A 12,315-nucleotide genomic window follows, 5' to 3' on the forward strand; every position below is an offset into this window, starting at 1 on the left:
AGAGATGAACCCTTATCTGCGTACCCCTCAGGCCATTGGCGGCAATGCCACCCGAACCATTGTTCAGGTTCTGGGGGCTGCTATTGTGACCGGACACTATGACGGGCGGGCCTTTCCGACGGAAAAGGAGCTGGCGGAACAGTTTTCCGCCGCCCGTACCATCGTGCGCGAAGCGGTCAAGATGCTGTCCGCCAAGGGGTTGATTACCTCGCGCCCGCGTCAGGGTATTCGAGTGGCGCCGGATGATGCGTGGAATCTGTTTGATCCGGACGTTCTGGGCTGGCTGATGGAGCGGCGCTTTTCGCCGCATCTGCTCGTGGAATTTACGGAAATGCGGCTGGCGGTCGAACCGGCGGCGGCGGCTTTGGCGGCGGCGCAGGCGACTGAGGCGCACAAGGCCGCCATCAGTGAGGCGGTGGCGCGTATGTATGCGGCAGAACGTGGCGCGGACGATGATCTGGCGGCGGATATTGCTTTTCATCTGGCGGTTATTGAAGCCAGCGGCAACCGCTTTCTCAGGCAGACGCGGGTCATGATCGCTACGGCCCTGACGATCAGTATTCGCTACACCAATCAGGTCAAGGGCGTGAAGCGGGCCAGTGCCGCCGATCATGAGGCGGTGGCGCAGGCCATAGTGTCCGGTCAGCCGGACGTCGCACGGCGGGTTATGTTCAGCCTGCTGGAGGGGGCGCTTGATCTGGTGAAAAGCCAGTTACCTGCGCCGTCCTGATATATTTATGTGACAATTGGCCTGACACAGGTCATTAGCAGATCACACTCACTTCTTCCTCATTGCAGGCGGTCCGATGTCATTGTTGTCCCCCATTACCAAGATTGAAACCTTCCCCGTGCCGCCGCGCTGGCTTTTTGTGCGGGTCGAAACCGAAACCGGGCAGGTTGGCTGGGGCGAGGCGTCGCTTGAGGGGCACACCGAAGCGGTAGAGGGGGCGTTTGCGTCATTGCGTGACCGCTTTATCGGCGCTGATCCGGATCATATTGAAAACATCTGGCAGACCGCTTACCGGCTCGGGTTTTATCGTGGTGGGCCGGTGCTGATGTCAGCCCTGTCGGGGCTTGATCAGGCCTTATGGGACCTGAAGGGGCGGGTATTGAATGTACCGGTCTGGCAATTGCTGGGCGGGCAGGTGCGCAACCGTTTGCCGGTCTATGCGTGGATTGGCGGCGACCGGCCTTCGGATGTCGTCGAGGCCGCCCGTGTGCGTAAAGCGCAGGGGTTCTCCTGCGTCAAGATGAACGGCACCGAAGATATGGGCTGGCTTGATTCGCCCAGAGCGCTTGAGGACACCTTAAGGCGTCTTGAGGCGGTCAAGGCCGAGGGCATGGATGCGGGGCTTGATTTCCACGGGCGTGTCCATAAGCCTATGGCCAAGCAACTGGCCCGCGCGCTGGAGCCGCTCCGGCCGCTGTTCATTGAGGAGCCGCTGCTGAGCGAGCACCCTGAGGGCATAGAGCAGTTATCGAAGCTGACCACCATCCCGATTGCGCTCGGCGAACGTCTCTATAGCCGCTGGGATGTGAAGCCGTTCCTGCAGTCGGCGTCGGTGGATATTCTGCAACCTGACCTTAGCCACGCCGGGGGCATTTCAGAGGTGCGACGCATAGCCTCGATGGCCGAAGCCTATGATGTCGCCATTGCCCCGCACTGCCCGCTGGGGCCGGTGGCGCTGGCGGCCTGTTTGCAGGTAGGTGTCTCGACGCCGAATTTCGTCATTCAGGAAATGTCGCTGGGGATTCATTACAATACCGGCGGGCATGACCTTCTGAGTTACATCACCAACCCCGAAGTCTTTGATGTGAAGGACGGCATGGTGGATGCCCCGACCGGTGCGGGACTGGGGATCGATGTCGATGAGGAAAAAGTCCGCCGTCTCAGCCGTGACTGCCCGCCCTGGCGCAATCCGGTGTGGCGCGGGCCGGACGGCTATGTGAGGGAGTGGTAATGCGGTTTGGTGGCAAAACGATCCTGATCACCGGTGCCGCCAGCGGTATCGGTCTGGCGGTATCCGAGCGATTGGCGGCTGAGGGCGCGCAACTGGCGCTTGTTGATCATAATGCCGTGGCGCTTGAGGCCGTGGCTGAGCGGTTGGGGGCGCTGGCCCTGCCGTGTGATGTGTCTGACGAGGCGGCGCTGAAGGCGGCCTATGATCGGGCATTGACGCGGTTTGGCTATGTTGACGGGCTGGTCAATGTGGCGGGTATCATGATCTATAAGGCGCTTGAGGCCTTAAGTGGTGACGACTGGCATCGGCTGATGAGCATAAATTTCTATGCTGCCGCCAACCTGACGCAAAAGGCGTTTGCCAGCATGACGCGGGGTGGGGCGCTGGTCTATGTCAGCAGTATTCATACGCAGCAGACGTCACCGCTGGTGGGGCCTTATGCGGCGGCGAAAGCGGCGCTTTCGTCTCTGGCGCGTACGGCCTCAATTGAGGGCAAGCCCAAGGGCATACGTGCCAACTGTGTCCTGCCCGGTGCTGTGGATACGCCGCTTCTGCGTGAAAGCCCTAATATAAAATCAGGCGCTGAGGTGCTTGAGCCTGCGGATATAGGACGCCCTGAGGATATTGCCGCAGCGGTGGCCTTTCTGCTCAGTGACGACGCGGCCTTTGTCAGCGGAACGGGCATGGTTGTGGATGGCGGGCGGCTGGCGAAGCTATAAAGGGGCTGTTTATTCCATCGGCGGCACATGAGGGTTGTCTTCGGCGCGGTCGCGGTAGAGCGCGGCCCGCACGAGGAGAATGAGCGTCACCGGTGTTGTGATCAGCACGAAGCCTACCAGCAGGATTTCGTGCGCAATGACACGGGTTTGCAGCACGGCAAAGCACAGCATGGACCCCGCACAGATCAGGACACCACCCAGAGTGGCTCCAAGCGTTGGGGCATGGACGCGTTCATAAAAGGTTTTAAGGCGCGTCAGGCCGATCACCCCGATCAGGGTGAGCGAAGCGCCGCTGAGGATTAGCAGGCTGACGACTATGGCTGCCCAGAGCGGCAGTTCGGGGGCCTGTATCATTCGATTACCTCACCACGCATCAGGAACTTGGCCATGGCGACCGTGGCGGTAAAGCCCAGAAGCGCAATGACCAGTGCCGCTTCGAAATAGAAATTGCTGCCGGTACGTATACCGAAAGTTACGATCAGCAGAAGGGCGGTCACATAGAGCGTATCGAGGCCCAGCACGCGATCCTGAGCGCGCGGGCCGTGCACAACGCGCCAGGCAGCGAGGACGATGGCCACGCTGAGCATCACCTGCGCGGCAATCAGCGCGCAGCCGAGTATAAGCACGCTCATTCGAATATCTCCTTCAGAATAGGTTCGTAGCGTCGCTTGACCAGATCGATCCACTCGGTCTTATCGACCAGATCGAAGACATGCAGAAGCAGGCGGCGCGTGTCGACATCGTGCTGCGCCCACAAGGTGCCGGGGGTGCTGGTGATGATAATGGCCAGCACCGCCAGCGCGTGGGAATGGGTCAGGTCGAGCGGGATAGTGACGAAACCGGAACTGCGCTCACGGCGTTTGCCGCTCAGGATTATGGCGGCTACGGCAAAGTTGGAACGAATAATGTCGTAGATTACTATGCCGGTCAGTTTTACGCAGGCGGTAAAGCTTTTGATGCGTATACGGGGCACCTTAAGGGGCACCAGCGTCCACGGGGCCAGCAAGCCTATGATCACGGCACCGGTCAGGGTCAGAGGGGACACGGAATTATGCAGCAGCACCCAGAACAGAATAAGCGCCAGCGTCAGGCCCGGATAGGGCAGGACAAGTTTCAGTACCCGGTTCGTGATAGCGGTCATGGGGCCACCTCCTGAGGTGGGATCTCAAGGGTCGGTAAAGGGGGCGGATTTGGCAACAGGACGTTCGAGACATAGTCCCCGGGGCGTTGCAGGGCGGCAACCGTCCGGTCGGTATAGTCAAGCACCGCCGCGCCATGGGTGGTGGTAATCACGCACATGGCCAGAAGGCCGGCAATGGCGGCGAATTCAACGCTTTTTACCTGAGGCACGATTGTTTCGGCAGATCCCCAGATCGTTTCGACGCCGATGCGCAGGAAGGCGATAATGGCGGCAAAGCTTGAGACGATCAGGAGCGCAATCAGCACCCAGCCCGAGAGGTGGGCATAGTCGGCCAGACCGGACATGATGGCAAACTTACCGATAAAGCCAGACAAGGGCGGCAGGCCCGTCAGCAGGAGCGCACAGAAGACAAACCCACCATGGATCAGGGCAACGGTGACGGGGGTAATCCGCCCGACCTCATCGGTGGGGGGGCCATCATCATAGGGGTCGCGGTACTCGTCATCAAACATCGGCGCGCCGAGGGCTTCGGAAGTTGTGCCGCGCGCGCGGTTCATAAGTTCAATGAGCAGGAAGAAGGCGGCGACGGCAAAGGTCGAGCTGATCATGTAATAGAGCGCACCGGACAGGGCGCGTTCACCGCCGATGCCCACCACGGCCAGCACGGTGCCGGAGGAGGTCAGGATCGAGAAACCGGCAATACGGGAAAAGGTTCGCGCCGCCAGCATACCGGCCATGCTCATCAGGATGGTCAGCGAGCCGCCAATCAAAAGGAGCGGGCTGGCTATGCCCATGACGGTATTGTCATCTATGCCGAACACCAGAGACATAAGGCGCAAGGTGGCATAGACCCCGACCTTGGTCATGATGGTGAACATGGCGGCGGCGGGGGCGCTTGTGGCCGAATAGGTTGGCGGCAGCCAGAAGCCGAGCGGCCAGACACCGGCCTTGATCAGGAAGGCGATCCCCAGAACGGCGAAGCCGGCGTCGAACAGGACGCGCTGTTCCTGAGAGACGTTCTGGATGCGCTCGGACAGGTCGGCCATGTTGAGTGTGCCGGTAATGCCGTAGATCACGCTGACGCCGATCAGGAACAGGATCGATGCCCCGAGGTTGATGGCGATATAGTGCAGGCCTGCCTTGACGCGCGCCGTGCCTGATCCGTGCAGAACCAGGCCATAGGAAGCGGCCAGCATCACTTCGAAAAAGACAAACAGGTTGAACAGGTCGCCGGTCAGGAAGGCGCCGTTCAGGCCCATGAGCAGCAGCAGGAACAGGGCGTGAAAACGCGGGCCGGCGCGATCCCAGCGGGCTAGCGAGAAGATAAGGGTCGCCAGCGCCAGTATGCTGGTCAGAGCGACCATCATGGCCGACAGGTGATCGAGCACCAGCACAATGCCAAAGGGCGCGGCCCAGTTGCCGACCCGATAGACGATGGTGTCGGCGGACAAGGGCGAGGCCACAGACATCAGCAGGGTCACCGAGATCAGCAGCAAGGCCGCCATGGTGAAGATGCTGATGGCAACGCGCAGCGGGCGTTGCTCGATCATGGTGACAAGCGCCGCCGCGATAAGCGGCAGGATGATAGGGGCGACGATCAGGTGGGGTGAAATATCCGTCATTGCTCAGTAGTCTCCTGACCATCGACGTGATCGGTGCCTGTCAGGCCGCGTGACGCCAGCAGCACCACCAGAAAGAGGGCTGTCATGGCAAAATTGATGACGATGGCTGTCAGCACCAGCGCCTGAGGCAGGGGATCGGTATAGGCACTGACGTCCTTGACGGCCGGATCAAGTATTGGCGGCGCTCCGATACGCAGGCCGCCGACAGAAAAGATAAACAGAGTCACGGCATAGCTTATGAGCGAAAAGCCGATAATGACCTGAAAGGTACGGGGCCGGAACAGGAGCCAGACACCTGAGGCGACCAGAACGCCTATGGCAAGGGAGAGTACAATTTCCATTAGTCTGGCCTCTCGGTCTGGAGCGTTTCGGCTTCCGGTTCTGGGGCGGGCAGGGCATCCTCTTCGGTGGTGTCGGTATCGGTCTCAACGACGCGCGGTTTACGGATCGACTGGTGCGCCAGTGCGACCAGCATCAGGATCGTGGCCCCGACGACCAGCACAAACACCCCAAGGTCGAACAGCATGGCGGTCGCCAGCGGCACCGTGCCGAGGAAGGGGATATCGGTATACTGGAAGTAGGAGGTAAGCAGCGGATACCCAAACAGCCATGAGCCAACACCGGCGCCGGTGGCAATCAGCAGGCCCAGCCCGATCCATGTCACCGGCAGGACGCGCAGATGGGCTTCGGTCCAGCGCGTGCCGGAAGCCATATATTGCAGGATAAAGGCAATCGACATGGCCAGTCCGGCGATAAAGCCGCCACCCGGCATATCGTGGCCGCGCAGGAACAGGTAAAGGGCGAAGACGATGATGATCGGGAACAGCCACTGAATGACGACGCGGGGCACCATGAGGTATTCTCTCAGGGTCTGACCGACATCGCGGGTGGCGTGGTCACTGTCGAAACTGTTCTGCCAGCGCTGCTGACGCGGGGTTGCCATGGCTTCCTGAGCCGGTCTGAAGCGGCGCAGAATGGCAAAGATGGTCAGGGCCACAACGCCAAGCACAGTGATTTCACCCAGCGTATCAAAGGCCCGGAAATCGACGAGCAGCACATTGACGACATTGCGTCCGCCCGCTTCGGAATAGGCGCGTTCGAGGAAGAAGCTTGAGATCGAATTGGCCGCCGGGCGCGTCATGACGGCAAAGGTCAGGGCCGCGACCGCCAGGCCGGCAATAACGGCCACGCTCAGGTCAAGGCCGCGACGTATCTTGGAGCGGCGGGTCTCTTTGCGCAGGTCTTCGCGCCTGACCGGCAGCCATCTGAGGCCGAGCAGAAGCAGAACGGTCGTCACGATCTCAACCAGCAACTGGGTGATGGCCAGATCCGGTGCAGACAGCCAGACAAAGGTCAGGCAGCAGACGATGCCCGCGCCGCCCATGAGGATAAGGGCGACAAAGCGGTGATACTTGGCCTGATAGGCGGCTCCGACGGCGCAGACACCACCGACAAGCCACAGAAGAGCGAAGAAGGGATCGACGGCCTGCACGTTGGTTGAAATCGACAGACCACCGGATGTGGCAACTATGATCAGGCCGATGATCAGGGGCACAAGCACCAGAAGGCGCAGTTGCGGCTGAAGGGAGCGGGTGCTGAAGCGGCGCTCCATGAATCGGGCCAGCATGACGAGACGGGCCATCAGGCTGTCGAACAGACGACGTGCCTGAAACCGGTGGAGGAACGGCGGGGCACCGCGCGGGTTGGCATTGATGCGATTGCGAAAGCAGACATAGAGCAGGATGCCGCTGACCAGCGCTATCACACTGAGGGCCAGAGCCGGGTTGAAGCCATGCCAGATACGCAGGCTGTAATAGGGTGTATTATCGCCCAGTACAGCCACGACGGCGGCGTTGAGGAGTGGGGCGATGGTCAGGCCGGGAATGATGCCGATGACCAGACAGATCAACACCAGAACGGCGATGGGGAAGATCATCCAGCGCGGTGGCTCTTTGGGGGTGTGGGGACAATCAACCGGCGGCGGGCCAAAGAAGGTCTTATGGATAAAGCGCAGGGAGTAAAGCACGCTGAAGGCGCTGGCCAGGGTTGCCAGAGCGGGCAGGGCGTAACTGAACTGGGGGCTGGAGCTCTGGGCAATGGTTTCGGCCAGGAACATTTCCTTGGACAGGAAGCCGTTGAGCAGGGGGACGCCTGCCATGGCGGCGGCGGCGACCATGGCCAGACTGGCGGTGAGGGGCATATAGCGTATCAGGCCGCTCAGTTTGCGCATGTCGCGCGTGCCGGTTTCATGGTCGATGATCCCGGCTGCCATGAACAGCGAGGCCTTGAAGGTCGCGTGATTGACCGTGTGGAAGATGGCGGCAACGGCGGCCAGCGGGCTGTTGAGGCCCAGAAGCAGCATGATCAGCCCCAGATGGCTGAGGGTGGAATAGGCCAGCAAGCCCTTGAGGTCGTGCTGATAGATGGCGGCAAAGGCCCCGATAAGCAGGGTTGCCATGCCTGCGGAACCGACAAGGACATACCAGGCATCTGTGCCTGAAAGTACAGGCCAGAGAAGGATCAGCAGAAAGATACCGGCCTTAACCAGTGTCGCCGAATGCAGATAGGCGCTGACCGGTGTCGGCGCGGCCATGGCGTGCGGTAGCCAGAAGTGGAACGGAAACTGCGCACTTTTGGTGAAAGCGCCGATAAGGATCAGGATGAGGGCGGGCAGGTAGAGGTCATGGGCGCGAATACGCTCGCCTGCGGACAGGACGACATCAAGGTCAAAGCTTCCGGCCATTTTTCCAAGCAGTAACATGCCGACCAGCAGACACAGGCCACCGGCGGCGGTTGTGGTCAGGGCCATGCGTGCCCCTTCGCGGGCATTGGCGCTCTGGTGCCAGTAGGCGATCAGCAGGAAAGAGAAAAGGGAGGTGATTTCCCAGAAAATAACGAGCTGGATGAGGTTGCCCGACATCACAACCCCGAGCATGGCCGCCATAAAGGCCAGCAGGAAGGAATAGAAGCGCGGCACAGGGTCTTCGGCGGACATATAATAGCGCGCATAGAGGACAACCAGCGCGCCAATACCGGTAATCATCAGGGCGAACAGCCATGACAGGCCATCGAGGCGGAAGACCAGATTGATGCCGATGGAGGGCAGCCAGGGGATATCCGCGCGCACGCCTTCGGCACTTACGCCCTGTAGCATGGCCAGACACAAAAGGCAGGCCAGTGTTACGGTAGCGGCCAGCGTGGCGGCGGCGTTTCGGGCATAGGTGGGTAGCCATGAGGCAAGCAGGGCACCGCCGATCGGCAGGCTGATGAGCGCCAGAAGCAGGAAACTAGTCGGCATGAGGCGCTCCGCTATGCAGGGTTAAGCCTAGCGCTTGCCAGAAGGGCGCATCAACCGTTGTGAGATGTAATTTTGTGCTGCCAGGGATCATGTCTCGCCGGTCACCTGAAGCATGGCACCGGCCTTTGGCGTTTCGGCAATCTGTTCGCGGGTCGTATCACCGGTCAGAGACGGGCTCTGCGGTGGCGTGACCTGTAGAGGCGTGAACAGAAGGCGTGCGCCAGCCATCATAATCTCCCGAATTGTTTGGAACAATATCAGCGTAAACGATGGAAATCGCTTTGTAAACATACTGTAAGTTAAAGATTTGCCGGTGTGGGCCGGTTTGAATATAAAATTTGTATGCCGCACTATATCTTAGGGTCGGCGCAGAATTTCGGATGCGTAACGGTCTATCTGCTGGCGATATTGTGCGCATGGTAGATCCGTGTTTTGCGAATATATTGCCTCAGGCAGTGTGAGGCGTAATGCGGTGCTTTTGGGCGAGAATTAACGCTTGCGGAAGGCCTCGACCAGCTGCCCCGTGATGGACAGAGCGATTTCGGGCGGTGTTTGCGCGCCGATATCAAGTCCGGCAGGCCCGTTTATTCTCAAGACATCGACATCACTCCAGCCCCTGTCTGACAGGCGCTGAAGACGGTTCTGGTGCGTCCGGCGGCTGCCTAAGGCGGCAATGTAAAAGGCGGGAGACGAAAGGGCCTGATGCAGGATGTCCGGCTCATAGTCGTGATCGTGAAACAGGCAGACTATGGCGGTACAGGCGTCAATGCCAGTGGTGTCCCAGTCCTGCGGCGAGGTCATGGGAAGCGCTGTCGAAAAACGGGCGGCGGCGGTGCGTGTATCATGATCAGGGCTGTGGACGCGGATGTCTATCTCACAGAGCAGACTGATCTGCGCCAATGCGGTCACAATGGGCCCGCTGCCGAAGATCAGCAGGCGGCATTGGGGAGGGTAGGCGCGCACAAAATCCGGCACATCGTCACAGCGATAGGTCGCCGTTGTCCGGTTGTGTCGGGCCGCTACCAGTTGCGTCAGGTCGGCGTCGCTGAGGGTGACGTCGAAATAGACATATATGGCTGAGCCGCACGGCAGGGTGATGTCCTTGAAGCGTGAACCTTTGCCATAGAGTTCAAGATGGTTTGTCTGTGCCCTTATTGCGCTCAGGGCATCCTGGATCAGGGTTTTTTCGACGCAACCGCCGCTTATGGCTCCCAGAGTGCGGCCATCTTCGGCGACGGCCAGTTGACTGCCTAAGGGGCGCGGGGATGAGCCATCGATGCGCACCAGAGTGAGAAGCGCTGTGCGCTGCCCTTCCTGACGCCACGCAAGCAGGGCGTCAAGAACATAGTCGGCATAGGGCGGCGTGCGAATATCGGTGACAGAATTCACGATGGTCTGGCCAGCAGACTTTCTTCGATCGGCAGGGTTCGGATGCGTACGCCTGTGGCTGCGAAGATGGCATTGCATACCGCAGGCAGCACGGGCGGCAGGGCCGGTTCACCGAGTCCGGTCGGAGGATTGTCACTGAGGATGAAGTGGGTGTCTATCTTTGGGGTATCAGACATGCGCATCAGGGGCACTTCGTGCAGATTGGTTTGCACGGCCCGTCCGTTTTCAAAGGTGATGCACTGTTTCAGCTGGCCGATACCGTCGATAATCGAGCCTTCGACCTGATTATAGGCCCCGAACGGATTGATGATCACCGAGCCGACATCGCCTACGGCCCAGACCTTTAGGACACGCCATGTGCCGTCAGGTGCGACCTTGACCTTGGCCACCTCGGCGAAATAGCCGCGGTGGCTGAAATAGGTGGCGACCCCCAGACCGATACCGTCAGAGGCTTTGAAATCGGCCCAGCCGGAACGGGTGCGCAGGGTTTCCAGTATCTCTTTTATACGCCGGAAATCATAGGGGTTGCGGCCTTCGGGGCTTTGGGGCGCGCCGCTGGCAAGCTGGGCGTTCACCAATTCGAGCCGATAGGTCAGCGGATCTTTTTTCAGGGCGTGAGCGATTTCGTCGAGAAAACACTCATGGACAAAGGCCAGTGCGTTTGATGACGGGGCGCGCAGATAACCGGTGGGGATCGTGGTTTCGATCACCGATTGCCTCAGTTCGAAATGCTCAACCACGCCTGAGGTGAAAGCATGCGGGGAAATATTGGCTCCCGCTGACGGCTTGCCGTCCCGGCCATAGGTCACACCGTGCGCCGTATAGGCCGCTAAACGGCCCTGATCATCGATGGCGGCCTTCAGATCATGCAGGTTGCCCGGCCGGAAAAAGTCATAAGCCAGATCGTCTTCGCGCGTCCACAGCAGTTTGATCGGTACGCCCGCCTTTTGGGAAATCGCCGCCGCCTCGATCATATAGTCGTTTTCAAGCCGCCGTCCGAAGCCACCACCCACACGGGTCATGTGGACGGTGATCTTGTCTTCAGGGACGTTCAGTTCTTTGGCCAGCAGTCTGATGCCCCAGCCGGGGGCCTGAGTGGGGGCCCAGATTTCGATATGTTCAGCGCTTGCTCTGGCGGTGCAGTTTTGCGGTTCCAGTGCCAGATGCGGAATGAACGGCACTTCGTAGCGCGCCGAAACCACCGTGGCAGCGTTAGCGAGTACGTCTGCGGCCGTGCCTTTGCTCTGGAGGCTGTCGCCCGTGCCTTTGAGCAGGGTGTCAGCCTGAGTGCGATAGGTTTCAGTGTCGTGACCTTTACCGATGGCTTCGTCCCACTGCACCTCAAGCTGGTCGCCGGCGGTTTTGGCCTGCCACCACTTGTCGGCGACTATGGCGACCCCGTCCTGAAGGCCCTGAATATTACCGGTGCCTTTTAAGACGAAGACCTGTGTCACGCCGGGCAGGGCGCGGATGGCGTCCAGATTGCCGCTCAGAAATTTCGCGCCGAATACAGGGGGTTTGCGGAAGATGGCATGTTTCATGCCCGGAATGGCGGTATCTATACCGAAGATCGGTTCACCTTTGAGCACCTTCGCGCTATCGACGCCGCCTTGAGCGGTGCCGATGATCTTAAAGTCCTTCGGGTCTTTTAAGGTCACCGAAGCGGGGTCAGGCACGGTGAGTTTAGACGCCGCCTGAGCCAGTTCGCCATAATGAGCCTGCTTGCCGCTGGCCTTGTGGTGAACCACGCCGGATATGACCTGAAGCGCTTCGACAGGCGCCGAAAGTTTAACCGCGGCGGCTTGCAGGAGCATGAGGCGTACGGCCGCGCCCGCCCGCCGCATGGGTTCGTAATTGGTCGGGATCGAGGTCGAGCCACCGGCAATCTGACCGCCATAGAGTTTTTCGTTGACCGGTGCGGTGACCACCTCAACCTGAGTCCAGTCAATATCCATTTCTTCGGCGACAATCATGGGCAGGGAGGTCTTAATGCCTTGCCCGATTTCGGGATTTTTCGCCCTGATTGTGACCTTGCCGGTGGACGATATGGCGACATATTGTGTCATATTGGCCGAGGCGGCCTGCGCCTCTTTGGCGGTGGCGCCAAAGCCCAGTAACAATCCGCCGCCCGCAAGGGTGGCTGAGGACAGAAACAGGCGACGGGACATCATTACTTCGGTCATGA

12 protein-coding genes are annotated in these 12,315 nt (G+C 60.0%); 3 read left to right on the forward strand and 9 right to left on the reverse strand.

Features of this window, described 5'->3' with window-relative positions:
- Positions 1 to 4: 4 nt before the first annotated feature.
- From E5201_RS12165 to E5201_RS12175, 3 genes are all read left to right on the forward strand, one after another.
- A complete protein-coding gene (locus E5201_RS12165; protein WP_140986365.1) occupies positions 5 to 730 on the forward strand; it encodes a FadR/GntR family transcriptional regulator in 726 nt (241 codons plus the stop codon).
- A gap of 76 nt (positions 731 to 806) precedes the next feature.
- Complete coding sequence (gene dgoD, locus E5201_RS12170; protein WP_140986366.1) at positions 807 to 1,961, forward strand: galactonate dehydratase; 1,155 nt, start codon at positions 807 to 809, stop codon at positions 1,959 to 1,961.
- Complete coding sequence (locus tag E5201_RS12175; protein WP_140986368.1) at positions 1,961 to 2,680, forward strand: SDR family NAD(P)-dependent oxidoreductase; 720 nt, start codon at positions 1,961 to 1,963, stop codon at positions 2,678 to 2,680. The genes dgoD and E5201_RS12175 overlap by 1 nt, the downstream gene beginning before the upstream one ends.
- 9 nt (positions 2,681 to 2,689) lie before the next feature.
- Here E5201_RS12175 and mnhG read toward each other — a convergent pair whose 3' ends face one another.
- The 9 genes from mnhG to E5201_RS12215 all read right to left on the reverse strand — a co-directional run bounded on the left by mnhG (position 2,690) and on the right by E5201_RS12215 (position 12,313).
- Positions 2,690 to 3,034, reverse strand: a complete 345-nt coding sequence (mnhG, locus tag E5201_RS12180; protein WP_140986370.1) for a monovalent cation/H(+) antiporter subunit G — start codon at positions 3,032 to 3,034, stop codon at positions 2,690 to 2,692.
- Positions 3,031 to 3,312: a K+/H+ antiporter subunit F gene (locus tag E5201_RS12185; protein WP_140986372.1), complete on the reverse strand. Its 282-nt coding sequence runs from the start codon at positions 3,310 to 3,312 to the stop codon at positions 3,031 to 3,033. The genes mnhG and E5201_RS12185 overlap by 4 nt, the downstream gene beginning before the upstream one ends.
- Entirely contained in the window at positions 3,309 to 3,821 is a 513-nt protein-coding gene (locus tag E5201_RS12190; protein ID WP_219993625.1) for a Na+/H+ antiporter subunit E, read from the reverse strand. The genes E5201_RS12185 and E5201_RS12190 overlap by 4 nt, the downstream gene beginning before the upstream one ends.
- Positions 3,818 to 5,443, reverse strand: coding sequence for a monovalent cation/H+ antiporter subunit D (locus tag E5201_RS12195; protein ID WP_140986374.1), 1,626 nt, complete (start codon positions 5,441 to 5,443; stop codon positions 3,818 to 3,820). The genes E5201_RS12190 and E5201_RS12195 overlap by 4 nt, the downstream gene beginning before the upstream one ends.
- Positions 5,440 to 5,784: a Na+/H+ antiporter subunit C gene (locus E5201_RS12200; protein ID WP_140986375.1), complete on the reverse strand. Its 345-nt coding sequence runs from the start codon at positions 5,782 to 5,784 to the stop codon at positions 5,440 to 5,442. The genes E5201_RS12195 and E5201_RS12200 overlap by 4 nt, the downstream gene beginning before the upstream one ends.
- A complete protein-coding gene (locus E5201_RS12205) occupies positions 5,784 to 8,741 on the reverse strand; it encodes a monovalent cation/H+ antiporter subunit A (protein WP_140986377.1) in 2,958 nt (985 codons plus the stop codon). Before E5201_RS12205 ends, E5201_RS12200 begins: the two co-directional genes overlap by 1 nt.
- Positions 8,742 to 8,828: 87 nt before the next feature.
- Positions 8,829 to 8,969: a hypothetical protein gene (locus E5201_RS14815; protein WP_181404625.1), complete on the reverse strand. Its 141-nt coding sequence runs from the start codon at positions 8,967 to 8,969 to the stop codon at positions 8,829 to 8,831.
- A 261-nt stretch (positions 8,970 to 9,230) separates the two neighbouring features.
- Complete coding sequence (locus E5201_RS12210; RefSeq protein ID WP_140986379.1) at positions 9,231 to 10,130, reverse strand: XdhC family protein; 900 nt, start codon at positions 10,128 to 10,130, stop codon at positions 9,231 to 9,233.
- On the reverse strand, positions 10,127 to 12,313 hold the full coding sequence (locus E5201_RS12215; RefSeq protein ID WP_140986381.1) for a xanthine dehydrogenase family protein molybdopterin-binding subunit: 2,187 nt from the start codon (positions 12,311 to 12,313) through the stop codon (positions 10,127 to 10,129). The genes E5201_RS12210 and E5201_RS12215 overlap by 4 nt, the downstream gene beginning before the upstream one ends.
- Between the last annotated feature and the right edge of the window lie 2 nt (positions 12,314 to 12,315).

The organism is Asticcacaulis tiandongensis (assembly GCF_006475605.1).
GTDB lineage: Bacteria > Pseudomonadota > Alphaproteobacteria > Caulobacterales > Caulobacteraceae > Asticcacaulis > Asticcacaulis tiandongensis.